Annotated in this window: 30 protein-coding genes and 1 tRNA gene; all 31 read right to left on the reverse strand. The window is 65.0% G+C overall.

Features of this window, described 5'->3' with window-relative positions; all coding sequences use genetic code 11:
- Positions 1 to 156 precede the first annotated feature (156 nt).
- Positions 157 to 567, reverse strand: coding sequence for a hypothetical protein (locus tag ABR323_RS14175; RefSeq protein ID WP_439449767.1), 411 nt, complete (start codon positions 565 to 567; stop codon positions 157 to 159).
- Positions 568 to 578: 11 nt separating this feature from the next.
- Positions 579 to 1,334, reverse strand: a complete 756-nt coding sequence (locus ABR323_RS14180) for a hypothetical protein (protein ID WP_439449768.1) — start codon at positions 1,332 to 1,334, stop codon at positions 579 to 581.
- A 36-nt stretch (positions 1,335 to 1,370) separates the two neighbouring features.
- A complete protein-coding gene (locus ABR323_RS14185) occupies positions 1,371 to 1,781 on the reverse strand; it encodes a hypothetical protein (RefSeq protein WP_439449769.1) in 411 nt (136 codons plus the stop codon).
- A gap of 25 nt (positions 1,782 to 1,806) precedes the next feature.
- Positions 1,807 to 2,118: a head-tail joining protein gene (locus tag ABR323_RS14190; protein WP_439449770.1), complete on the reverse strand. Its 312-nt coding sequence runs from the start codon at positions 2,116 to 2,118 to the stop codon at positions 1,807 to 1,809.
- A 14-nt stretch (positions 2,119 to 2,132) separates the two neighbouring features.
- Positions 2,133 to 2,894 carry a hypothetical protein gene (locus tag ABR323_RS14195; RefSeq protein ID WP_439449771.1) on the reverse strand — a complete coding sequence of 254 codons (762 nt, stop codon included), beginning with the start codon at positions 2,892 to 2,894 and terminating at the stop codon, positions 2,133 to 2,135.
- Positions 2,895 to 2,937: 43 nt separating this feature from the next.
- A complete protein-coding gene (locus ABR323_RS14200) occupies positions 2,938 to 3,939 on the reverse strand; it encodes a major capsid protein (RefSeq protein ID WP_439449772.1) in 1,002 nt (333 codons plus the stop codon).
- Between the two features lie 73 nt (positions 3,940 to 4,012).
- Positions 4,013 to 4,702 carry a head decoration protein gene (locus tag ABR323_RS14205; RefSeq protein ID WP_439449773.1) on the reverse strand — a complete coding sequence of 230 codons (690 nt, stop codon included), beginning with the start codon at positions 4,700 to 4,702 and terminating at the stop codon, positions 4,013 to 4,015.
- 1 nt (position 4,703) lies between these two features.
- Positions 4,704 to 6,080 carry a S49 family peptidase gene (locus ABR323_RS14210; protein WP_439449774.1) on the reverse strand — a complete coding sequence of 459 codons (1,377 nt, stop codon included), beginning with the start codon at positions 6,078 to 6,080 and terminating at the stop codon, positions 4,704 to 4,706.
- Positions 6,070 to 7,551, reverse strand: coding sequence for a phage portal protein (locus ABR323_RS14215; RefSeq protein WP_439449775.1), 1,482 nt, complete (start codon positions 7,549 to 7,551; stop codon positions 6,070 to 6,072). The genes ABR323_RS14210 and ABR323_RS14215 overlap by 11 nt, the downstream gene beginning before the upstream one ends.
- Positions 7,544 to 7,762 (reverse strand): phage head-tail joining protein, encoded by a 219-nt coding sequence (locus ABR323_RS14220; RefSeq protein ID WP_439449776.1) that lies wholly within the window; start codon positions 7,760 to 7,762, stop codon positions 7,544 to 7,546. Before ABR323_RS14220 ends, ABR323_RS14215 begins: the two co-directional genes overlap by 8 nt.
- A gap of 1 nt (position 7,763) precedes the next feature.
- The gene (locus tag ABR323_RS14225; RefSeq protein ID WP_439449777.1) at positions 7,764 to 9,803 is read right to left on the reverse strand and encodes a terminase gpA endonuclease subunit; all 2,040 of its coding nucleotides are present in this window, start codon (positions 9,801 to 9,803) and stop codon (positions 7,764 to 7,766) included.
- Positions 9,804 to 9,825: 22 nt separating this feature from the next.
- Complete coding sequence (locus tag ABR323_RS14230) at positions 9,826 to 10,329, reverse strand: DUF1441 family protein (RefSeq protein WP_439449778.1); 504 nt, start codon at positions 10,327 to 10,329, stop codon at positions 9,826 to 9,828.
- Positions 10,330 to 10,523: 194 nt separating this feature from the next.
- A complete protein-coding gene (locus ABR323_RS14235; protein ID WP_439449779.1) occupies positions 10,524 to 10,811 on the reverse strand; it encodes a hypothetical protein in 288 nt (95 codons plus the stop codon).
- Between the two features lies 1 nt (position 10,812).
- A complete protein-coding gene (locus tag ABR323_RS14240; protein WP_439449780.1) occupies positions 10,813 to 11,295 on the reverse strand; it encodes a hypothetical protein in 483 nt (160 codons plus the stop codon).
- Entirely contained in the window at positions 11,292 to 11,735 is a 444-nt protein-coding gene (locus ABR323_RS14245) for a hypothetical protein (protein WP_439449781.1), read from the reverse strand. The genes ABR323_RS14240 and ABR323_RS14245 overlap by 4 nt, the downstream gene beginning before the upstream one ends.
- Before the next feature lie 8 nt (positions 11,736 to 11,743).
- Positions 11,744 to 12,256 (reverse strand): glycoside hydrolase family 24 protein, encoded by a 513-nt coding sequence (locus ABR323_RS14250; protein ID WP_439449782.1) that lies wholly within the window; start codon positions 12,254 to 12,256, stop codon positions 11,744 to 11,746.
- 98 nt (positions 12,257 to 12,354) lie between these two features.
- Positions 12,355 to 13,119, reverse strand: coding sequence for a DNA adenine methylase (locus tag ABR323_RS14255; protein ID WP_262222275.1), 765 nt, complete (start codon positions 13,117 to 13,119; stop codon positions 12,355 to 12,357).
- A gap of 340 nt (positions 13,120 to 13,459) precedes the next feature.
- Positions 13,460 to 13,534: transfer RNA gene (locus ABR323_RS14260), tRNA-Gly, on the reverse strand.
- Positions 13,535 to 13,734: 200 nt separating this feature from the next.
- Entirely contained in the window at positions 13,735 to 14,610 is an 876-nt protein-coding gene (locus ABR323_RS14265) for a hypothetical protein (protein ID WP_439449783.1), read from the reverse strand.
- Between the two features lie 891 nt (positions 14,611 to 15,501).
- Positions 15,502 to 15,654: a hypothetical protein gene (locus ABR323_RS14270; RefSeq protein ID WP_439449784.1), complete on the reverse strand. Its 153-nt coding sequence runs from the start codon at positions 15,652 to 15,654 to the stop codon at positions 15,502 to 15,504.
- On the reverse strand, positions 15,651 to 17,399 hold the full coding sequence (locus ABR323_RS14275) for a DEAD/DEAH box helicase (protein ID WP_439449785.1): 1,749 nt from the start codon (positions 17,397 to 17,399) through the stop codon (positions 15,651 to 15,653). Before ABR323_RS14275 ends, ABR323_RS14270 begins: the two co-directional genes overlap by 4 nt.
- On the reverse strand, positions 17,399 to 17,830 hold the full coding sequence (locus ABR323_RS14280; RefSeq protein ID WP_439449786.1) for a hypothetical protein: 432 nt from the start codon (positions 17,828 to 17,830) through the stop codon (positions 17,399 to 17,401). Before ABR323_RS14280 ends, ABR323_RS14275 begins: the two co-directional genes overlap by 1 nt.
- Entirely contained in the window at positions 17,827 to 18,099 is a 273-nt protein-coding gene (locus tag ABR323_RS14285; RefSeq protein ID WP_439449787.1) for a hypothetical protein, read from the reverse strand. Before ABR323_RS14285 ends, ABR323_RS14280 begins: the two co-directional genes overlap by 4 nt.
- Positions 18,099 to 18,881 (reverse strand): phage antirepressor KilAC domain-containing protein, encoded by a 783-nt coding sequence (locus ABR323_RS14290; RefSeq protein ID WP_439449872.1) that lies wholly within the window; start codon positions 18,879 to 18,881, stop codon positions 18,099 to 18,101. Before ABR323_RS14290 ends, ABR323_RS14285 begins: the two co-directional genes overlap by 1 nt.
- Positions 18,882 to 18,886: 5 nt before the next feature.
- On the reverse strand, positions 18,887 to 19,393 hold the full coding sequence (locus ABR323_RS14295) for a hypothetical protein (RefSeq protein ID WP_439449788.1): 507 nt from the start codon (positions 19,391 to 19,393) through the stop codon (positions 18,887 to 18,889).
- Positions 19,393 to 19,923, reverse strand: a complete 531-nt coding sequence (locus ABR323_RS14300) for a hypothetical protein (RefSeq protein ID WP_439449789.1) — start codon at positions 19,921 to 19,923, stop codon at positions 19,393 to 19,395. The genes ABR323_RS14295 and ABR323_RS14300 overlap by 1 nt, the downstream gene beginning before the upstream one ends.
- Positions 19,910 to 20,470, reverse strand: coding sequence for a hypothetical protein (locus ABR323_RS14305; RefSeq protein ID WP_439449790.1), 561 nt, complete (start codon positions 20,468 to 20,470; stop codon positions 19,910 to 19,912). The genes ABR323_RS14300 and ABR323_RS14305 overlap by 14 nt, the downstream gene beginning before the upstream one ends.
- Positions 20,471 to 20,486: 16 nt before the next feature.
- Entirely contained in the window at positions 20,487 to 21,491 is a 1,005-nt protein-coding gene (locus tag ABR323_RS14310) for a YdaU family protein (protein WP_439449791.1), read from the reverse strand.
- Entirely contained in the window at positions 21,488 to 21,841 is a 354-nt protein-coding gene (locus ABR323_RS14315) for a hypothetical protein (protein WP_439449792.1), read from the reverse strand. Before ABR323_RS14315 ends, ABR323_RS14310 begins: the two co-directional genes overlap by 4 nt.
- Entirely contained in the window at positions 21,838 to 22,173 is a 336-nt protein-coding gene (locus ABR323_RS14320) for a hypothetical protein (protein ID WP_439449793.1), read from the reverse strand. Before ABR323_RS14320 ends, ABR323_RS14315 begins: the two co-directional genes overlap by 4 nt.
- Complete coding sequence (locus tag ABR323_RS14325) at positions 22,170 to 22,772, reverse strand: hypothetical protein (RefSeq protein WP_439449794.1); 603 nt, start codon at positions 22,770 to 22,772, stop codon at positions 22,170 to 22,172. The genes ABR323_RS14320 and ABR323_RS14325 overlap by 4 nt, the downstream gene beginning before the upstream one ends.
- Positions 22,773 to 22,855: the final 83 nt, after the last annotated feature.

Below are 22,855 nucleotides of genomic sequence, written 5' to 3' on the forward strand. Positions count from 1 at the left end.
GCTGCCAGCCCGCGGCATCGGCTCCAAAGGCCACGCGCACGGCCAAGGCAAGTTCAACCAGGCGCTGTCTGTCATCTCTTGCCGCAGCTGCGGTGAATGCCCGCAGCTGGGCCAGCGTGTAGCCGAGTACTTCGCGCCGGCGGTGCCCGCGCGCGATTAGGAACTGGACAAGGTCGGCGGCACCGAAGGACTGACCGCTTCCCTGATCACCATCACCATCCGCCTCAGCCGTAGGGCAAAAAAATCACGGTTGAGGCCCGCCACCGCCTCGAGCAGCTCCGCCACTTCCTCAAGCGTGCCCCCCGCAACCCACTGCGGCTCCTGGTCGACTGCCACGGCCAGCGCCGTGGCAATCTCTGTGCTGTCCTGCTCGAGCAGGTCCAGGACCAACGCCCCCACGTCGACCGCCGACGATCCCTCGGGAAGGCCGGCGAGCATCGCAATACGCCCGATCGTGGACCGACTGGCGGTGATGAACGGACCGAGTTGCTCCAGCCGCAGTGGCCCCACCACCAACACCTTGCCGCGGAATGGAACCGAGCGGGTAGGCGGGGTGATTGCATCCATGTCCTGCACCGTCACTTCTCCTGTTGCCAGTAGAAGTAGGCCGACTTGTCGCTGCCGGTGGCCTTGGCGGCGTCCTTCAGCAGCTTGCCCGGCACGCTGCCCTGGCCGAACTCGTTACCGATCAGCCCCATGCTTTCGATGACGCCGCCGGACACCTTGTGGCACACCAATCGCACGGCCTTGCCGCTGCGCGCTTCGTTGGCGCCGTAGAACTGAACCTCGTAGAACTTCTGGCTGGTCACCGCGGCCTCAACGTGGCCGAGAGCCGCGTTCTTGTACGAGACCTTGACGTTCGGGCTGCCGTCCGGATCGGCGGCGGCAATCGATGAGCCGGTCGGGATGAACAGCATCCCGCGCTCCAGACGGTAGTCCTTGCCAGCCTCATACGCCGCGGTGCCCGTGACCGGCTTGACCGAGGTGATCTCAGCAGCAATGCGCGTCAAGGGCGCATACGCCCCCACAGATGCGCGCACCAGCTCGTCAGTAACGGTGCCGGCGGCGATATCGGTGGCCTTGCCACGGGTGGCGCGCGCGTAGTTTGCCGGGCTGAAGTCGTGGAAGGTGTAGTTGAGGTTCCACCCGGTGACGCGGTCGACGCTGTTGGCCATACCGCCGCCCGGATTCTGGTTGTCCGCCAGCTCGAGGGTGTTGGTCTGCGCTGCGGTGCTGAACGCGGAAACGTTGCCGATCTCTTCAAACGGCAGGCCACTGTTCCACTCTCGGATGAGGACGATGCCGCTGCCCAGGTAGCTGTAATCTTCGGCCATGATGGCTCTCCAGTTGGGTTGCCGCTTAGCGGCGGGTCATTTCTTGGGGATGTTGGTCTGGTAGGTGATTAGGACTCCCACCCAGCCCGCGCCGGCCTTCTCCGGCATCAGGGGCTCCATGCCGACATAGACCGGCACTTGGATGCCATCGGGGTAGTTGTGAGCCGTCTCGCGACTCTCCAGAGCGGCCTCGACGTCGCTGACAAGGTCATCGAGGCCGGCCTGGTACTGCTCGGTGTCCGACGGCACCCTGGCAATCACGCTCACGGTGGTCAGGCGATGGGTGCTGATCTTCGCGGGGTCCGTTGCGCGCTGTTGCTTCTCGATGACGGCGGTCAGCACGGCTGCCGTGTCGGTGTCGCCAGGTGTCGGCTCCAGCGTCCAACCAGTGCCGGCGTCGGTGAGATACCCGTTCACCTTGCAGATCTGCTGCAGGGTGACGCCCATTGCTTCCAGCAGTTGCCGGCGTGGGCTAGGCATTGGCCACCTCCCACTGCTCCGTCGATGCGTCGCCACGCAGCTTCTGCACCAGCTTCAGACGTCGCCCGCTTCCATCGATCAGTACGATCGCGCCGTTGCGAGGTTTAACCTCGCTCAGCTGCAGGGTTACTCGGTCGAACGCGGCAGACACCGGACCGGCATCGACGTCGCCGAACTGTTGCACGCTCTCGTCCAGCAACACTGTGCAGGGCGATTGGGTGCCATCCGCAGCAATGAAGTGAGCAGCATCGGCGACGCCCGCGGCGCCAAATGCCTTGAACGTCAGCGCATCGAAGCGCTGCATGAAGTCCTTCTGATTCAAGGCAGTGGCCTCGCAGTTTCCATCGCCTTCTCCAACTCGCGCTTCAGGTAGAACGGCATCAGCCGCTTCCACGTGTCCTCGGCCATGCCGAAAATGTCGTAGCGCTGTTGGTAGGCGGCGGAATCGGTGAAAAGGAAGATCGAGCGCACGGCAGAACCCCAACCGGTGCTGATCCGCTCGTAGATACCTGGCCTGAGCCGACCACGACGCTTGGTGATGACGAAGTACTCGCCACCGGTGGGCGCGCGCGTCCGGCGCCGCTTGGCGCTGGTCTCGGTCTGGTTCTGATACTTGTCCCGCTGGGCTCCCAGCTGCGACAGGATCTTGGTTACTTGGCCGGCCGGCACGTTGCCGTACTGGTTCGGCCGGGCGCCGCGGCCCATCACCGCAAACTGGCTCGGCGATAGCAGGCCCTTGCTTTGCAGCAGCCGCTCGAAGCCCTTGCGCCGGCGTTGGCCGCCTTCAACCTCCGCCAGCAGGTACTTCGCCGGCGGGGTGCCCTTGAAGGCCTCGTCCCTGATGTAGATCTCGGCGTAGGGCTTGTCCTTGGTGGCCTTGCGATAGAGCGCCGCGTTGGTCGTCAACGGGGTTGGGCGATCGAACACCCGCCCTGCCTGCACCTTCCACTGCTCCCGGATCTCGTAGGCAACCTTGTTGGCCGCCTGCGAGGCAGCGAAAGGGAGTTGGGTGCGCTCGAGGTCGCTCAGCTGCCGGCCAAGCATGTCTTCGGGGTCCACCCCGATCTTGATCTGGGCCATGTGACCTCCGGCCCGGCCCGCCGTGGCGGGCCGGGCGCTCGGCTTACTTCGCGCCGGCCTTCAGGCGGATAACCGCATCCGGACGGGTGTTGATGTTCAGCGGGTTGGACTGGCTCTCCAGCTGGATGCCCTTGTTCATCCGCATCGGTGCGGTCTTGGTGTAGTACGGCAGGCCGATGCCGCGCACCGTTTCCAGGTAGTCCGCCGGCGCGAAGCGGGTCAGGAACATGTCCGGCACGCCCAGCGGGAAGGCGATGGCCTCACCGTCCGCAAGCGCGAGCTTTCCACCGGTGCTGCCCTGCAGTTCTTCGAAGGTGATATCGCCGAAGACGAAGCCCTTGCGGACGTCATCGCGCAGTGCGGCGCCGTCCTGCCAGCGCTCGTAGGCCTTCTCCACGTCCGGATGGCCGGTCAGGGCATCGAAGAAGCCTGCGCTGCAGAAGACGTGGACCCCGGTGTACGGCACGCCGCCCAGCTTGTCCTCGATCGCACGCTTGATCGCCATGCACTTGGCGCGAACCTTGGTCGCGTCCTTGTTGAACTCCATGCCGATCACGGACTGATCAACACCGAACTCCTCGTAGAAGTCCAGGATGACCGAACCGTCCGCATCCAGTAGCTTGCCCTGCAGGGCGCCCATGCGGTGGAACTCGATCGTGTAGTCGAGGTCGCGCTTGTGGACCACCTGCAGTTTGTTGACCACTGCGGCCACGTTGCTGCCTTCCGGATCGGCCGGATCCCACACGCCAAGCAGCTGGTCAGCCATGACGGTCGAGTTCTGCGGCAGATGGGTGGTTTCCAGCAGCTTAACCTTGCCACGCTCCAGGCCCTTCGGCTGACCCGGTGCGCCACGCGGCACGTTCGGGACCAGCACCAGCTTGGTTCCATCGATGCCGATTCGGACGATCGTTGTGCCGACCAAGCCCTCTTCTTGGAAGAGCCGCATGTCGGCAATGCGCGTGGAGATACGCGGCAGGTTGTTGATGTATGCGTTCAGGGCGTCGAGGCTCAGCACGCCCAGCGCCAGGAGGGTCTGCAGATCCATGTGATTTCTCTCTTAGATGGGGGATACGAAAAAGCCCCGCCGAGGCGGGGCCAGAAGGTGGAAGGCGCCGGCCTTAGCCGGCGACGGCGGCCGAGACGGTGATGGTGTCGGTGGTGGTGTCACCCAGATCCTGAGCTGCAGCCTTCAGGGTGTAGTCGCCTGCGGCACTCAGCTCGGCCGCATCCCAGGTAACGACGCCGCCAACGGCCGCCTTGGCGCCGCCGCCGGTGAGGTTGCCGGTACCGGATGCCTTGGTCAGCGTCACGCTCACCGTGCTACCGGTCACCAGTGCGCCAAATACATCCTTGATGTGCAGCACCACGGCAGCAAGCGGCTCACCGACGGAACCGGTGACCGGCACCGAGACGAAGGCGAGGTGATGGGCGGTATTGGATGCGCGCGGCGTCTGCGTCCAGCGCGTGACGATGCCGGACTCGGCCAGGCTCTGCGCAGCGAGCAGCTTCTGGTCGTCAGTGACGGCAGGTGCCCAAACCAGCTTTTCGCCGAAGACCTCAGCGTCGCGGGCTACGGCAGCGCCCTTCACCGCCAGCCCACCGGCATCGCTACCAGTGTCGACGGGGCCATAGAGCACCTTCACCGCCGAAGCGCCATTGGTGGCCACAGTGTTGTCGGCCTTCAGCAGGGTGCCGGCGGCCAGCATGCCCTGCCCCGCCGGAATGCGGATCAGCTCGCGACTGCGCTCGCCATTCGCTTCGGACAGCAGGAATTCGCCGGTACGGGTGCCGGCCAGGGAAATCTCCATCTCAGTTACCTCGCTTCTTGTAGATGTTGGTGGGGTTCAGCTGCGCCTTCTGTTCGGCGGCGCGTGTTTCGGCCTGAGAGGCCGGGTGCGCGGTGATGACCTGTGAGTTACGGCCTTCCTCCGCCTTCATCGACAGCAACTGCGTACGCACCGCGTCGAGGTCGGTGTTCTTCTCGATGAAACTGGCCGCCAGCGACTCGTCGCCCCGGAGCGTTGCGGCGCATGCGTCGCGGACGTCAGTGGCATAGGCCAGGGCCTTGTCTGTGCTCTCGTCGGCCTGAACACCACGACGAATGAGCGCCATACCGAGCAAGGCCGGAAGTTCGCTTCCGGCTACCGCGGCGGCGAGCGTGGCTGCGGTAGCAGGCTCCGGCACCACCGGTGCAACCGGCTCCGCTGGTGCCTCCAGCACCGGGGCTTTGCTGACAGCTTCCGGGGCATCCTCGACAGGATCGTCTCCAGCATTCTGCGGCGCTGGAGCGCCGCCAGCGCCGATGTGAGCAATCAGGTCGTGCCAGGTACCAAGCCGTGTCGCGAAGCCAACATCGACGGCGCCCTGGCCGCGATAGCAGGCCGCCTCGGTGGCGCGCACCATCTCCGCGTCCATACCAAGGTTTCGCGCCACGGTGTCCACGAAGATGGTCCGCATGTCCTCCAGATCGGCCATGGCTGCGCCGAGCGCTTCCTCGGCGAGAGGGAAGTTGGGGTCGAAGTCGACCTTGCGGGCACCTGCGAACAGCGGCGTCACCTTCAGACCGATCTGGGCGTTGTTGCCGCTCCAGTCGTAGTGGTAACGAACCACACCCACCGAGCCGACCCCGCCTGTGCGGCTGATCCAGATCTCGTCGCAGGCCGATGCGAGCGCGAACCCAGCCGAATACGCGTGGTCATCCACCAGCGCATACACCGGCTTTCGGCCCCGCGCCTCGAAGATGTGGTCGACCAGGTCGAAGCAGCCAGAGGCCATTCCACCGGGCGTATCGAGGCGCAGGATGATGGACGAAACAGCGTCGTCCTCCAGTAGATCGTCGAAAGCGGCGCGCACGGCAGCGTAGCTCACCGGTCCCGGCCCACTGGCGCCAGGCATTGGCCGATTGACCATGGCTCCGGAGAGATTGATCACGCCGATCACCGGGGCGGCCATGCTTACCGTCTGGCCAGCGCCGTCGGCGCCGCCAGCGGTCTCGAGTCGCTCGGCCTTCAGGACGCTGTCCGCGCTGGTGATTTTGCCCTCGAGGTAGCCACCCACCAAGGCTTCGCCTATGAGCGGCTGGACCATGAGCGGCTGGTTGAGCACCGCCGCGGCGAGCGATGCCACCACAGGTGCGTTGCTGCCACGATTGAAGATTCGGGCGAGAAGGCCAGGCTTACTCGTCATCGTCGTTCCCTTCATTGTTGTTGGCGCTGTCTGCGCCGGTTTCGTCGCCCTGCCTCGCGCCAGAGGCGTTCGTGCGGCGGGGATCGCTGTCGTAGACCAGCCCGGCTGCATCGGCGCGGGCGTTGTCAGCCGCCTGTTCCTGGTCCACCTGCTCCGGGTCCTCACCGGCACCGAGTACGACCTTGCTTCGCGACTTGAGACCGGCACGAACTGCCTTGATCTCAGATGTCACGTCCTGCACCGGGTGGCTCCAGGGCCAGCCTTCGGGAACCCACAGAGTCTCGGTCACGTCATCCCGAATTGCCGCATAGCGCGGCACCTTGAGAAGCCCGGCCAGCACTGCCTGGTCAAAGAAGGCGTCTCGCACCCGCTGGCAGAACATGGGAATCATGTAGAGCCACTGGTCCTGCTCGATGACGCGGCGGAACTCGTTGAGGATCAGGCGCAGCGCGCGGTCGGAGACGTTGCGCAGGTCGCCTGTCAGCACCTCGTAGGGAACGTCCTGGCTGGCGCAGATAGCCAGCAGGTGGCCACGCAGGAACTCGGCATAATCCGCCCCGGCACTTGGGGGCGCGGCAAAGGTGACCTTGCGGCCCGGCGGCAGCTCCTGCAGCGTGCCGGGCTCCAGCCCACCGGTGGCGGTGCCATCATCGTCCTCGCCGGTAATCAAATCGCTGACAGCTTCGCCCTCTTCTCCCTCTGAATTGGCATCAGTGGTGATGAAGCCCGCGAACAGATTGGCCAGCGCCTGCCGCTCGAGCACCGCGTCATCAAGGCGGTCCAGGTTGAACATGCGCAGCAGCGCCGGAGCCGATGTCGGCACACCGCGCATGGCGCCCGCCCGGTTGGGCCGGTAAAGGTGCAGCACCTGCTCAGCAGGGACACGCACCAGCTCATTGCCATTCACCGCAAGGTGTTGGTCTCCGGGGTGTTCCCGGTACATCCAGTAGGCGACCCGTCGGCCGATACGATCGACCTCGATACCTTGGCGGATCACATTCCCGTTGCTGGCCACACCGTTGTAGTGCTGCGGGCACTGCTCCGACTCAATCAGCTGGATCTGCAGCGGCACCGGCAACCCATCCTCGGGCAGGCGGTATCGGATGCGGGCAAATACTTCACCCGCCTCCTTCCATTCACGCCACGACAGCGCCTGCAGCCCACTCCAGTCCAGCACGCCGTCAGCGTCGGCATACTTGCCCCAACGCAGCCACAGTTTGGTGACGCGCTTCCTGTGGTCCTTGGTCCCCCAGATCGGCTTGGCCTGGATTCCGGTGGCGATGCCGTTCGACACGCTCTTGTTGAGCGCGCTGACCATCCACGGGTCATTCCGGGCCAGGTGCCTGGCCCTGGCCAGCAACGTCGGCAAGCCCTGCAAGGCGGCATTGGGCCCGAGCGAGGTCGGACGGAACGTGCGCAGGCGCCGGCCGTTGCCGGCTGCCCGGTAGCTTCCTTCAGCGATATCAGACATTGCCGGTCCCTGACTGGTAGAGGCGGACAACACGACTCCGGCGCCTGCCACTGTTCGGTCCGTCGCCCAGCTCTTCGCGCATCTGCTTCAGCGTGCGCCGCATTGCGTCCAGGCTCTGGTAGGTAATCGTGCGGTCGGCGTAGCGAACGCTCAGCACTCCTGCCGCGATCGCTGCCTCCAGCGCCACGGCCTGTTCTTTGGTGAATGCCATATCAGCGTCCCAGGTACTTACTTCGGATGACGCGGCGGGTGCGCGTGCGCGGCATTGGCGCCGGCGCAACGTCGTCTGCCCTCACGTCGGGGTTGTCGTCCCATGGCGCGGCCCATGCCGGCGGCGCGGTCCAGTTGATGGCTGGAACCTTCAGCCACAGCGCCATGCCCTCGGCATAGCCGCACAGATCGAACGCCTCGTTACGTCGCTTGGCCAGGTTCTCCCAGCCCTTTGCCGTCCTCGATTCGGCCGTCAGCTCGGCGTAGAACGCCTCTGGCAACCAGTCTGGGAAGTGGTAGTAGCCCGGGCCTGGCTCGGCCCGCTTCACGTTGGCGTCTACGGTGTCCTTCAGGCGATCGACGTTGAGCAGCAGCTGAGGGACATCACCCTTCGACCCTGATTTGCGGTCGCGACGCTTGCTGCTGTCGGGGAAGGTCTCGCGGAACAGACCGCCCTCGCGGCGCGCATCGCCTTTGATCAGCCTGACCCTCGCGTGCAGCTTCCGGGCCTTGAGCGAGCGCCAGAACTCCAGCGCGCGCACCGAGGTACCCGATTTGCCACCCCAGTCGATGCCCACCGCGTGGACCGGCATACTGCGGCCGGTGCCATCGTCCAGCGGGTATCGGCGGCTGATGACCTTCTCGACCAGCCTCTCCCAGTCTTCCAGGTACTTCGGCGGGTCCAGCGGCAGGAAGCCACCCGATCCGTCTTCGCGCTTGGACGTACGCAGGGTGAAGGAATCCACCACCCACCGCTCCAGCTTCCCGGATTCGCCAATGCCGAAGCCCAGCACCAGCACGACGAACCTGTTGGCCTGAACGTCGACCTCCCCCAGCAGGAAACGCACACCCGCAGGCACTGCGCCAGCGGGCCAAACTTCGGCGCGCTCCTGCATCTCGCTCGGATCACTGGCCGACCGTGCTGCCATCGGCACGTAGTTAATCGCGCCGTCCACGTTGTGTGTGGTCTTCAGGGGCCTCTCTTCACCGGTGGTGGCGAAGGTGCGCAGCGCCTGTAGATAGCGTTCTATCAACGATTCCCACGACTGGTAGGCCGCCGCAACACCACCCAGCCAGTAACTGGCAATGCGTGCCTCCGGCCGTTCACCGGTGACCGTTCCGTCGGCGTGCACGACCTGGCCCTCCGCAGCCCATACGCCGCTGCGGTTCATCCCATCCTTCCACCGGTGCTGCAGCCCTACACCGCAGTGCGGGCAGTGCAACAGCGAGTAGTGGCGCGCCATCTTCTGCACGTCGTCCAGCACGACCCGCTCAAGCAGTTCCTCCATCGGCGGCAATGCGAATCCGTCATAGCCTGGCGCTGCCTGAAACCGCTCTCCGCATTCCGGGCACGGCCAGTACCAGCGCCGCCGATCACCGCGTGCATACAGCGCAGCGATGCCGGCAGCTGGTGGGCCTTGGTGCGGATGCAGTGGCTTCCACGCGCCGTCGGCATAGTCTGTTGCCGGGCTAGACTCGGCCACCACCATGCCGGCCGACATGTAGGTCTGCGTGCGCTTCAGGCCCAGGCCGAAGCATTCATCGATCGTCAGGTCGCCGGTGTAGTTGTCCACGTCCGTCATCAGAACGTCGTGGATGTCCTTGCCCGACAGCACCGACACCGACGGCCAGCCCATGCGCAGCGACATTCCCGACCGGAAGAACTTCAGCAGGATGTTGTCGTCGTGGGCACGCGGGCTCAGCCGGGAGCGTAGTTCCGGGCTGGCGGCAATGCTGCGGGCGATACGGGTCTTGCTGTAGTCCTCGGCCGCATCCTTGGACATCTGCACAACCATGGCGTCGGCCGGGTTGCAGGTGATCAGGTACGCAAGTCGTGCATCGATCAGCGAGATGGTCTTGCCCGACCTCGCCGGCCCTACGAACACCACCGCCTCGTAATGGCGGCTACCGGTCGTATCCAGCGGCTCCACCATGTAGGGCGTGGTGTCCGGATCCCAGGAACCGGCGGCGCCGGCGGCATTGGCCACCTGCAGCACCCGTGCGCCCTCGCTCACCCTGATGCGGCGCGGCGGCCGGATCATCTCGGCAACGCCTTGGCGGACGCTACGCGCTGTCGCGTACGTCGTCATCGGTGATGCCCTCGTACATGGATTGGCGGACGCGATCGCACTCGTCCTGGACCTTGACCACCTGCTCGGGCGTGAGCCCTGCCTTGCGCTCGAGCACATCAGGAAGCGTGTCGAAGAACTGCACGACCTTCTTCACCAGCTGGGCGTAGTCGGCCTCTACCTCTGCGGCCGGCACCAGCTGCCCAATGGTCGACTCAACCTTCAGGCGCTCGTTCTCTGACTGGTAGTAGGCGCGGCGCTCCATCGGAGGCAGGTCGCGCGGATCCACCACGCCCTCCGCGCCGAACGCCGTGGCGCCCGGATTCACCAACGCCGGAGCAGCATCGGCCAGGCGATAAACGTCGTGCCCGGCGCGCTTGGTCAGCGGCGGGACGCCAGCCTCCTTCAGGCGCTTGCTGGCCGTCCGGCGGTCTATCCCGAACTCATCCGCCAGCCTGGCCACGGACCAGCCTTTGGTGAATTCGTGGATATCAGCCATGTTCTACCCGATGCACAGCCTATTCAGGCATGAAATTGCGGTTTCTCCCGGCAAAAACCGGCCAAATACGCCTCCTGTGGTGGAGCACCCTAGAGGCCGAAATACTGTCTTTTACCGGGGTCCGAATTCCCCCCGGTGGCTGTGGATAAGCCCGGGGGCCCCCGCCCGCCGTGAAACGCAAACGTGAAACACCCTCAGCCGCCGCTCGTGCCGTCCGCTGCCGGCTTGCCCTGCACCTGTTCGATCGCGTCGAACTGCGCCTCGTACTGCAGCAGGCATCGCTTGCGGCCATTGCTCACGTCGAACACTGCCGATGGCGGCGCCTCGCGCACCCATTTGCAGCGCTTGCGTAGTTGGGTATCGATCGGGACGTAGGTGGCCACCGGAACCGTGATGACGGCTGCCGGCGGCGGGTTCGGCTTGATAGGTGCAGCCTGGCACGCGGCCAGCAAAGCAGCGGTGGCAACCACGATGACGCGCATGTCAGTACCCCTTCAGTGCTGGGCAGGCGGAATCAAGCAGCTCCAGCGCTGCCTTGCAGGTGTCGGGGCGCTGTTCGTAGCGCCCGCGCCAGGTGGAAGCCTCCTTCTCAGACGCCTCGATCCTTCCAGCCAGGTTCTGTAGCGCCGCAGCGCTCTCCGCCTTGAGGGCTTCCAGCTTCTCGGCTTCTGCCCGCAGTGCGACGGCGACCTCAGCCAAGCGCTGATCGCGGGTGTCCACGTCGGCCTGCAGTCGGGCCGCATCGGCTTTCCAGTCGGACCGGACCTTGATCACCTGGGCGCTCAGGTCACGGATCTTCTGTTCCTTCTCCCAGGCAGTCAGCCCGGACACCATGCAGCCGAAGGCCAACACGGCACACACCAGCTTCACCTTGCTGCCTGGCTTGCTCAGCCACTGCAGTGCGTCCGCAGCGGCGCCAACAATTAGCGTCCACGCCGCGTAAAGGAATCGAATCAGTCCACTCATGGCTTATCGCCTCCGATGGCGCCGGTGGCTTTCTCCACCATGCGCACGTAGCCGGGCAGCAGCCGGCGAATCAGTACTCCGGAGATACCTGCCATCGGCAGCTGCGGGGCACCGGATAGCTGGGGCCAGATCCATGCCGCAATGGCCACCACCCAGGCAGCAAGAACTGCGTACGCCGCGACGGCTACGGCCAGTGCGGCCCAGCGGGCTGCCGTCTGCAGCAACCGGTGCCGGCGTAGCCTGCTGGCATCCGCCGCCACTCGCCCAGCGTCCTTGTCCGGAAGGATCAACACGCCGATCAGCGCGCCAGCCAGTGCAAGCAGCAGTACGGATTGAGGAACTCCGAGAATGATCCTCTCGGCCTCGCGCAGCGCATCGGCGGTTGCGGGGGCCACCACCGCGGCGGTGAATGTCGCGACGATGGTCTTGAAGGTGCTCACCGGCTCGGTCACGGCGCCACCGCCCCGCCGGCCTTTCGATAAACCGCCAGAAGGTCTGCAAGCCCGTGCTCCGGTTGGCCGTAACCAGCACCCGGCAGGCTGGCCCAAATGTTCCGGACGCGCCCGATGGCTTCTTCGATCTTCCCTGCCTGGATCAGCGACAGTGCGCGACGCTCGCGGATCAACTGGATTGCCCAGCGGTCCTGCGACAGCGGCGCAAAATCCGGCAGCTTCAGCAGCGCGCGGTAGTGGCCGTAATCCTTGAGCATGAACTGGTAACGCCCCGACGCGTTCGAGGTCAGCCCCTTGCTATTGATCGCCTTCGACTTCCGGCCTTTCGAGAACGGGTGCACCGAGTAGTCAGCGAAGGTCTCCGGCTTCCGGTCTGCCCCGGTGACGATCACGTCATAGCCCTGATCCTTCGTTGCCTGGCTGGTGCTGGTGCCCTCAGACCAGGCGAGCATGTCCAGAAAGGCAAGTACGTTGGTGCCGCCAGCCTCATTCGCGCTGATCTTGGCCATCTTGAAATCCCTGCATAGGTGCCCGCCCTGCTGCCGGCTGGGCACAAGGGTTGATCCGGTCGGAGGACGGGCGTTAACTCTGCCGGGAGACTGCCCGGCTACGTTGTGTAAATCAGTTCCGTGCGCGCGGCGCCGGCACCACCACCGACCGTGTAGCGGATTGGCACACTGACCCGGTCGAACTGGTCGAACAACTCCCGCATCTTCGGGTGATCGTTGATCGTCAGGATTGCTCTGCCCTTCAGCCCAGCCATGACAGTCGCCAGCTGCTCGTACTGCTCGATGGGGAAGGCGTCGCCGTAGCCGGTTGTCTCCCAATACGGGGGGTCCAGCAGGAACAGCGTCTCGGTACGGTCGTACTTCTGGATGCACCGCTGCCACGGCAGCTGCTCGATGACCACGCCATGTAGACGCAGGTGCGCATCACTTAGATCCTGCTCTAGGCGCAGCAGGTTGATTCGCTTGGCGCCAGTTGGGCCTACCCCAAGCGTCTGGCCATCCACCTTCCCACCGAAGCTCAGCTTCTGCAGGTAGTAGAACCGTGCCGCGCGCTGAATGTCAGTCAGCGTATCGACGTGCTGGAGCTGGGCCCAGCGGTACATCTCCCGGCTGGTGAGCGACCACCGGAAGTGGCGAACGAACTCGTCCAGGTGGTTGGCCACCACACGATAGAGCCGCACCAGCTCGCCGTGCGTATCGTTCAGGACCTCGACCTTCGCAGGCGATCGTTCGAACAGCATCGCGGCACTGCCAGCGAATGCCTCGACATAGCAAGTGTGGGGCCGCTCTGCCATCAACGGCAGCAAGTGCTTCGCCAGGCGCGTCTTACCGCCCGGCCAAGGGAATAGGGTTTTCGTCTTCATGTCTCAGCTTGTGCGACATTCGTTAAGCAAACTGCACGCGCTCTCCGGAGAGCGGCAGGGCTTAAGCCAATGGCACGCGGCTAAAACGCGTGTACTACGGCGACGCCTCGATGCTTGCAGGCATCGAGGCGTCGCCCTGTTTGTTGGAGGGTGGGCCGGTGCTCATGCCCGGCGGCCCGACCGTTTAGGGCCTTGTTCCCTTTGAACAGCGGGAGGCTTCCAGGAATACGGACCAGCTTTCGCATGCGCGCTGCGCGCGCCTTCCACCCATAGCGGTATCGGCTCCCGAGGCAGGACCCTCACCGGAAACCCGGTCCAGTGAAGCCGACACCGCTATGAATGGAGCGGGCCATGGGAATCGAACCCATGTAATCAGCTTGGAAGGCTGATGCCTAAACCATTCGGCCAGGCCCGCGAACCAGCTCCAGAAACGACGAACCGCAGGTGACTGGACCTCCCGAGTCCAGGCCTGCGGCCGCTGTTCCGTGAGCTGCTTACTACCTCGCCCACGGTACGTACTGTGCACAACTTCTGGTTCCCGATGCAACTGCGGTAATGTTCCTTACCGCAGTCGGTCGAATGCGGTAAGTTTCGCGGTGACTGCGGTAATGTACCTTAGCGTTCGGCCTCGGGCTCTGTTCCGCTGCCAGCATCGCCAACGCCCGCTGCAGCGGTGCTGCCTTTTCCAGAAGGTTGATCAGGTACAGCGGTGGTACCTGCCGAAACTCTGGTCCTTCGCGAATGCTCCTTCTCTCTTAGCACCTCAAGCGATTGCACGACGTTCATGACAACGTCAAGCGTCTTCTGAACAGCTAGCCCGCTCGCCTCCAATCCCCGTGCTGCTCTAAGGAGACTTGACGCAGTAACCAGCGCATCGGCCTGCTTTACGTCGATGGCGCCGACACCAAAAAGACGGGCAATCGTGTCCTCCGAAGACGTGTACGCCACCCCGAATTCATCTGCCAGGCGCCGCAGGCTTCGCGTGAAAAGAATCGCGGCACCGCCTAGGCGAGCATCCGCGTATGTCAGATCCGTGCTGGAGAAACCGAAGGGCTGCATGTTGAGAAGCGCCGCCGCAGATTTCCCAATACTTACTCCGATTGGGGTCTGAGCCGTCCTCTTGGGTAGCGAATGAACGATATCGAGGGCAGCTTCGGCGGCCGGCCATTCGGACATTGGATCGCCCTGCCGTTGTGCAACTTCGGCGTCACTATCTGCGGCACCAGCACTTCCGTTTGCGGTACTTGTCCCCTGTACTGCCGGTTCGCTAGGATCGGGCTTAGGCAAGCCGGAACCTTCAACTCTCCGCGCTGCATTCTCAACGTCTTGCAGCTCCAGCTTCCCAAGACCCGCGACCTCTACCGACTTAACGATTGATCGCAACCAGGGAAGGATAGCCAAAACAATGAGCACGACCGAAATTGCATCGAGCTTAAAAATATCCGGATAGCGCATCCGGAGTACGACAACACCTATAGCCACAACGCTCATTGTTATTGCTGGCCACTGCAGCTCTCGCAACCAAAGCCAGAATCGATTCTTCGTATCCTCGGCCATTAAGCGCCCCCCCTGTTGTTTCTTAAGATTCTCCCACAGAAAGGGGTGAGACTCGATCGCTCTGGAATCAAGAGAATAGCCGCCTGCCGAACTCCTGCCGCGCGCTTTCCAGAGCGCTACCCAGAACCCCCGTAGCCAGTGTGTGCGCCCGAAGATAGGCAGCTTTTCGCATTTTGGCGGCCATTGCCGCAGCTTGGGCGGGTGCCTTCCTCTCTGGCCATACCAGGTCATTGATTGCGTCGTGCAGCACGAGTCTCATACGCCAGCGGTCGGCTGGATCATCAATGCGCAGTGGCGCAGCGCCGCCCATTGCGCGGCAGCTCCGAAACACCCTCCTAGCCACGCTGCGGCCCAGAGCGACAAGTGCCTCGCCTTCGGCACGCTGGACAACAGCCATTGCCGTCTGCTTGGCCACCGGATCCCGCATCATCCCCACAGCTCCGGCCACGTCGGCCGCAGTCATGATCGTTGCCGTGCTACGCCCCTGCGTGGGAATCCGGAAGCTACCTCCGACCATCATGCGTGCGATCAGCTCCAATGGGTCGCGCTCCTCTCCCATCTTGACGCGTCTCACGGGCGCTAGTGGGGCGACCCGTACCTCTGCCGGCGGTTCGAGCCGCGCCAGTGAAGCAGGCCGGCGGCGCCAGTCTTCAGCGGCAAGACGTTCCGCGTCAGTTCCGACGAACAACCCGCCGTAAGCTCCGCATGCACAGACCACCTGCGCGCTATAGACCCCGCCACGGGACTGCCGCACACGATTGCGGACCGACTCGCCGCCACAGTTGCCGCAGGCGGTAATCCCACTGGTCAATTCCAGCGCCATGTTCAAGCCACCTCACCGTCTTGCACGAATGCAGACCGGCCATCGCGCCATACGTCCCATACGCTGCCATCCACGCGGCAGCGAATCGGGCCGGCCTTCTCGGCCAAGTACAGGTAGTGGGCGGCCTCGTCCAGGCTCGCGAAGTCTCGGATCATCGGGAGTGCTCCATGTTCGTAACGTTGTTGGGTTGTAGGGCTGTGCCCTGTCGCTGAAGGAACTGCAGGGCCAGCGCGCGCAACTGGTTCTCGCCGACGTCCAAGCGCTCCACCAGGTGCTCACCGGGGCTGCGAACGCCCTCGATCTGCTCCCGCTTCACCCCGAGGACGTCGGATACAACTGGATCGCTCCCGCTATCGGATAGCAGGAAGTACGCCATCACCGGCTCAGTCTGGCCGTCGCGGTGCACGCGACCGATGCACTGTTCGTGCACGCCGGGTGACCAGTCCAGCTCGCCGAATACCACGGTGCTGCAGCCGTACTGCAACCCGTCGATGCCCGCGCCAGATCGCAGGCTGATCAACATCACCTGGCTGTCGCCTGCGATGAATGCCTCCTTCGCCGCCTGCTTCTGGCTCGGTGACTCGCTGCCGGTGTACATGGCCGGGTTGTATGCAGCCAGCTTCTCCTGCCAGATGCTGTAGACCTCTCGATGCCACCCGAACAGCAGCACCTTCTGGCCGCTCTCCAGCAGCAGCCTGACGAACTCGGCCACGTAGGGCGCCTTGGCCACGCCGGTCGCCTGTCGCAGCAGCCGGTCGAACTCACCGGCCGCCTGCATTTTCTCGCCGCGATACTGCTCGTTCGAGCGCAAGATGATCCGCGCCAGTGCAGCAGCGTCACCGGTGATGGCATCCAGCGCTCTGGCGTCGGCCTCCACTTCGTGCGGGATCTTCGACAGCGCCGGTAGCTCACGCCCCACTTCCTTGCGCGTGCGGCGCAACATGATCCCCTGGCGCCGCAGGTACTGGCCGAACTGCTCCGCGTCCTGCAGCTTGGCCTTCTCCCCGGGCGCGGAGATGCACCATTCCCGCAGGAACTCGTCATAGGTGCCCAGGCAACCCGGCAGCAGCGGGTCGACCACGTGGAAGAACTCGCACCCGTAGTTGTAGATCGGGGTGGCGGTCAGGCCCATGCGCAGCCGAGCGCGGCTCGCCAAGTGCCGGCAGGCGCGGTGAATGCTGCTGTCCGGGCTGCGCAACTGCTGGCATTCTTCGAACACCACATACTGTGCAATCTCGGCCAGTGTCTCGGCCCATCCGCGGAGTTTGTGGTAGCTGACCAGAATCACGTCCGGCAGGGTCTCCCACAGATCGGTGACGCGCTGCCGTGGCTGCCGAACGAGTGGATACGTCGATCCCTTGCGAATGTGGTGCACGCGCAGCTGCGGGGCGAATTCTGCCAGCTTCTCGGGCCAGTGGTTCGGCAGCGCCGCGGGATACACCACCACCGCCGGCAGGTTGCCTGGCGCGGCCATGGGGCAGATGCCGGTGACCGTCTTGCCGAGGCCCAGATCATCCGCCAGCAGCAGCCCGCCACGGATGGAGAGCTGCGCTCCCGCCACGCGCTGATACTCGCGCGGCGGCTTGGCGAGGGTGAATTCCGGGATCTGCACGCGGCCGGCCAGCAGTTCGGCCAGGCTGCGCTCCATGTCCACATGCTCGTCGGCCAGCCGCTGCAGCGCGCGCTGGGTGTCTGCATCCATCGACAGCGGATAGCGCTGCGTGAACCACTGCAGCTCCCGGCTGTTCTCGGGCGTGGCCGACAGGTCGATGTGTTCAGCGGCGTGCTGGCGCACGCGGGGAAACACGCGTTTCATGCGCGCGCGCACCTGCGGCTCGCAGATCACCCGCCAGGTGCTGCCGGCGGCGCTGTACAGCAGGGTTCCGTATGTCGTCTGCATCACAGTGCCTGCCTCTTCAAGCGGATGATGTTGAAGGGCTTGCCCTGCCAGGCCGGCCGGACCACGAGCGGGCGTTCGCCCCAGCGCTCGGTGGTGACCAGCAGCACCCCGCGCACCTGCGGCAGGTTGATGTAGCGACCGACCTGCCGCAGGGCATCGGCGAGCGAGCCGGCCACCTTCACCTCGATCACCAGGCCATCCAACCAGAAGTCAGCGCGGTTGCTGGCATCGAGCCGGTACTCGCGTACGTGCGCATGGCCAGCCTTGTCCAAGACTGTGGCCAGAACTTCGTGCAGCTGGACCTCCGACCCGTAACGATACCCGAACCCGGCCAGCAGCCGGCCAATGCCCTTCAGCTGCAGCTGCTCTTCCATGGCGGTGCCCGGCTTCACCGGTGCCACATCAGCACGCTTGCCGATTACTCGGGTCATTGCTTCTTGCTCTCCCAGGTGTCGTGCCAGCGCGCGTCGGCTTCCCTATTTGCCAAATCGAGCCGAACCAGACGGCGAACTTCTTCCGCCTCCTTGTGAGCGACGCCAACTATCAGGACGCCAGAAACCACATCCAGCATGGCAAGGACAAAGCGCCCAGGAGCGGCCCAATCGGCCGGGTTGAAACTGGCTGCAGCGAATGCACAAACCAGATACATCACGGCAGTTGCCACCACGAATGCGGCGAAAGCCAGCAGGTAGTACCGCATCAGATCACCTCCGCAGCCAGCTGCAGCCCAGTCGCGGCGTCGGCCTGCGCCCAGGTCATCTGGCTCCGGTCGATGCTCTCGGCCAGCCGCGACAGCCCCTTGGCGGTCACCAGCACCTGTTCATGCACGCGATCCGGCTCACCCTCCCGCCGCCTCACGCTGGCCTTGTGCGCCAGCACGCCCTGCTGCAGGCGGTTCTGGTAGGCCAGCCAGTTCTTGCTGCCGGCGCGGCGGTAGATCCAGCCGTGCTCGGACAGCCAGGCGAACAGCTGGCGGGGCTGCACCTGCAGCATCTTGGCCGCGGTGCTGATGTTGAAGGCGCCATCGGCCTGGGTCAGCCGCAGCAGCGCGCGGATCTGCGGCTCCTGGTACTGCACGCGAGCCTCAAGGATCTCAGCCTTCTCGCTGTAGGACAGCAGCAGCGCGCGCAGCGTCGCCGGATCTGTCAGCGCCTGCATGGGGTCAGGCGGAGGAGTGCCGGCCGCCAGCGCGTCGTAGGCCCGGATCACCTGCAGGCTGAAGCTCGGGCTGATCCACATGGCGTAGGCGTATACCAGCTCGCGCACCACGTAGCTGCCGCCGTAGCGGCCGGCCACCGAGTGCACGGGGTAAATCCGGGAATCCCCGGAATTGACCAGCTCGGCCACCAGCTCCTCGGTCTGCTTCAGGCGCTGCCAGTCGCCGGGCTGGTGCCGCTTGGCGCCGCCGGCCGCCTGGTGCAGGTCGTTCAGGCAGAATCTGCCCACATCGTCGCGGCGCACCGTGGCGCCGCCAATCATCATCGCGTTCAAGAGAACACCTCCGTTTTCCAGCCGCCGGCGGCGCGCTGGACTGCCAGGAATCGGAACGGGTACATCGCAGCGGCCACCTTCACCTTCACGCGGGCGTCTTCCTCCCAGAAGCCCTTCACCTCGTGGGCCTCCAGATCACCTGCGGCCGTCATCACGAAGAAGTCGATGGTGAGATGGGTCTTCTCGGCCAACTTCAGCTTCACGGACTCGAACCGGAACCACGCGATCTCGCCGGCGGCCAGCTGCAGCGCCAGGTGCGCCGCGTAGGCCTCTTCGGTCTTGTTCATCTCGCCGGGCACATGCCGGGGCCGGCCACGCGCGACCTTCCCGGCTGCGTTGCCACTGTTGGAGGCCTGAGCCGCTGCGGGTGGCCGGTAGGCGCGCGGTTCGGCCGGCGCCGGGGCAGCAGCTGCGCTGACCTGGAACAGTCGGCGCATGCCCTCCGGCATGTCCTGCGTGGTGGCGTAGCGCAGCGAGCGGCTGGACGTCTTCTTCGGTGGCATCAGGCTGAAGCCTCCGCAGCGCCCCAAACGCGCATCGCGCGCTGGCGGAATGCTTCGAACTCGTGCCGGGCGCGCAGCTGCGCGGCCTGGTGCTCCCGGTCCATCTGCTCAAGCATGCAGTCGAATTCAACGTTGAGCAGGCCCATCAGCTGCTCCATGGTCAGGCCGCCTCGAGTGCGGCCGGTGGGCGCCGGGGCCATCTGCGGCATTGCCAGCTGCTGCTGTCCGGATGGCGGCAGCGGCATGCTGTCCACCCGGCCTGCGTCGGTAACAGCCCATGTGGCCTCGGGCCGGCCATGGCGGGCGCTGTCGCGGTTCTCGCAGCGTCGCACCAAACCGTCGCGGTCCAGCTCACGCAGCAGGCCGGCAGCGGCGGCGGTAGTCAGCAGCATCGCCTCGCGCGGCGCGCCGACCTCGAGCGCGGCGTTGCCCATCAGCTCCAGCGCCTCAGCTGCGGTGCTGTCGCCGTGGATGCCCAGGCAGAACAGGATCAGCTGCCGCTGGTAGGCGCGGATATCAGCCGGCTCCATGCGCGCCTCCAAAGCCCAGCTCGGCAGCGGCCAGCGCCATGGCACTGCGCGCGGCATCGCGATCGCGTACGACCTGCGGCTCGGGCCGGGGCGCTGGCAATGCAGCCATCGGCTCGGGTACGGCACCGCCGTCCATGACGTGCTTCACCGCCCGCTCGTAGGCGTTGGCCAGCATGCGCTGTTGCAGCGCACCGCTCTCGGCAGTGCGGTAGGCATGCAGGTCCAGCTTCGACCGAACCAGCACGGTGAACCCGCTGTGGGCCTGGCCGGGTCGCATCTGGCCGTCGACTTCGGCAAGCGTCGGAACGCCAAGGCACATGGCACGGAACTGGCCGGGGTTCGGCGGCCACTGCAGCGCGCTGCGCAAACAGTTGGCCAGCCCCTCGGCCACCTGCCGCGGGGTGATGCCGGACATCACCTGGAACCACAGTTCACCGGCGGTGGTCAGGCTGCCAGCGTTGTTCACCGGCGCTGCTCCGTTCTCCCGCACCCACTTTCCCGGGAACATGCCGGCCATGCGCTCCCACACGGTCCACAGGGCGCTCACGGCGCGCTGGTCCGGGTCAGTGCTGGACGCATTGGAATTCGCCGTCGATGACATCGCCGCCTGGTCCGCCAAAGCTGCCAGTTGTCGTGCGCTGTTCGTGGAGTTGCCGCTGCTCTGCGACGTGTCCGGCAGAACCGAGTTGAGGGTTTGCATTGGGGCCTCCGGGATTGGTGGTGTTCGTCGGCGCTGCGCCGGCGGCGTGTCGGTTGCGGGCGGTCCTGATCGCCCACGCGAACGGGTTCGTAATCGGTGGCGATCGCGCCAGCCCTTCAGCGACCGTGTGCCCCAGCGTCTCCGGGGTCACGCCCTCGGCCAGCGCCGCCAGAAGGTCGGGATGGCTGGGGTTGGTCGAATGGCAACCGGCCTTCCGCATCAGCAGGCATGCACGCCCCGCATCGGTCACACCGCTCAGAGATCCTTGAGCGTGCTGTGATGTTTCTGGAGTAGAAGAAGTGGGGCCTGGGGTCTGGTTACCCGTGTTCACACCTGTGTTCACACCCCCTGTCACGCGTGACTGACCGTGACCCGTCACGCGTGACAACTGGTCCAATGTCACGCCTTCGTCGCCTGTGACGTGCGTGACGTGCAACGCCTTCAGTTCCGCCATGGTGGCCATGCCGCTCGGAACGACACCTACGTTGCGGAGGTCTTCGAAGAGCATCGTGCGCCGCGCGCGCGTGCGTGCCTGCCGCTCCGCTTCGCTGTTCTTCCTCTCCTCACGGCGGCCCTGCCCTTCTGCGATGCGCCCCTGGGCGATGGCAATCTGCTCGTCGCAACGTTTGCTATGCCGCAGCCCGTCCTCGGCCACAGGGAAGTAGCGCTCGGCGACCTTCTTGACGGCTGCCTTGTCGGCCGAACTGATGGCACCTGCAATGACATACAGCTCCGCCAGGCTCTCGGGCAGTGCCTCCTCTTCCGAGTAGTAGGCCAGCATCAGCTTGAAGTAGACGCCGTGGTCCGTAAGGCACAGCCGTGTGGTGTCCTTGAGGTAGTCGCCGGGGAACATCTCGAAGTAGATCACGCCCCTACCCCCGCACCGCGCAGCAGCGGTGCCATAGGCAGCGGCTCAGGTTGATAGCCAGGGCATGGATTGCGGGGCATTTCGGGCAGGCACAAGGCATCTGCCAGCGTGCGACGCCAACGGAACGCCGTGGCGCGGCTGACATTGAAGCGCTCTTGCACCTGCAGCACCGTGGGGAAGAACGGGCAGCAGGTGCTCGCCCAGAGGACGAAGTCCATGATGATCTTCGTCTGGCACTGACCGTCCAGGGCCGCCTTGCGGCGGTGATCTGGCGCGCGCGGGGGCGTCTCGCTGAAACCTGTGGTGCGCTGGGGACCACAAACGGTTCCAAGGCTCGCGATGGGGCTCATACGGCGCCACCGGCGGCACTGTGTCGCAAGGCGTCCTGCAGCGCGCGGTACATCGATCCGCGCAACACCTGAGCTTTCGGCACGCGCCGTCGAGCCGCAGCAGGGTCGTGCAAGTCGAGCAGAGCATTGGACCAGCGGTAGGCCGTAGCACGCGAAAGGCTGAAGCGCTTCCGCAGTGCATCCACCTGCAGTGGCCAGGGTTGTTCTTTCGCCCACAGCACCACGTCGACCATCGGCAGTAGCGGAATCACCGAATCAGGGATGCGGCGGCCGGCGGCTTCGAACTCTCCGACCACCGTAATGGCCCAGCTCACCATCGCGGACGTGCTCATGCTGCGCCCCCTGCGACCGCACGCGGAGCCAGGTCATGCAGATGCCCAGTGACGTATCGCTTGGCGGTGATCAACTCCGCTTCCAGTTGGCCGATCTCGTCCAGGGCGCGGCGCAGCTCCGGAATGTCCTTCGGGCAAATCAGGCCGTCGGCCAGGATGTTGGTCAGCGCTTCGAGGGTATGGCCGAATTCCACCGACAGGCGGGCCACAGCCAAGACACCGGCATGGGGCTCCATCATCGGGATCCGGGCGCCGAGGAAGCCGTAACGCCTCGCCAGCTCGCGTGCGCAGGCATCGCGCCACTGCGGCGGCAGCGCGCGGACCCACGATTCCTCGAGGTCGACCGGCATCTTGACCGTGCCGTTGCGGATACGCGCGATGATCTGGCCGTTGGCCTTCAGCGCCTTCTCGGTGCTATCGGCGTCTACACCCACATGAAACTGCAGGATGCGCTCACCCGGCGCCACATCAGCCATGTACTGATCGGCGATTGCCTGGGCCAGACTGGAGTCGGTATGCGCGCTGTTTCGGATGGCGTCCGTGGTGTGGCGGAACACCACCGCGGAGCGTGGTTCATGGAACTGAGGATCTGGCTTCATTTACGCACCTCGGGAGGCGATGCAAAGTGGTCGCCATGGACAGGACGACCGGAATTCAAAGGCTTGGAGCCGCCCTCCTTGCG

The organism is Stenotrophomonas sp. ATs4, from assembly GCF_051861585.1.
Taxonomy (GTDB): Bacteria; Pseudomonadota; Gammaproteobacteria; order Xanthomonadales; family Xanthomonadaceae; genus Stenotrophomonas; species Stenotrophomonas maltophilia_AS.